Origin of the sequence: Clostridium sp. HCP1S3_C6, assembly GCF_052066735.1 — a bacterium.
GTDB lineage: Bacteria > Bacillota > Clostridia > Clostridiales > Clostridiaceae > Clostridium.
In genome coordinates, this window is the sequence record NZ_JBQHRN010000088.1 from 1 (window position 1) to 344 (window position 344).

Annotated in this window: 1 protein-coding gene; it reads right to left on the bottom strand. The window is 28.8% G+C overall.

Annotated elements, in window-relative coordinates; translation table 11 throughout:
• Nucleotides 1-344 (bottom strand): IS3 family transposase (locus ACTNAO_RS12885; protein WP_441029712.1); only part of this gene is annotated, 344 nt, incomplete at both ends.

Here is a 344-nt window from a genome sequence, read left to right on the forward strand (position 1 = left end):
AACGTCTTATAAGGGCTGCAGCATCCTTTCCTTCACAATGTAGTCCCATATGATAATCAATAATGCTTCTATCAAATACATCTATTACATTTAAAGTATAGAAAAACTTATTTTCTCCTTGAACATATCCATATTTTATATCAATTTCCCATACCTGATTTGAAGCAGTAACAGTCCTATTAGAAGCCAATATTCTTTTAGCTTTAGGATATGTTTTTCTTTGATCTCTAAGAACGTCTAATTCTTTACAAAGCCTGTATACCTTTTTGAAATTAATAACTAAATTATATGTACGTCTTAAATAATGTGTTATTTTTCTATATCCATAATATTGAGCATCTCCA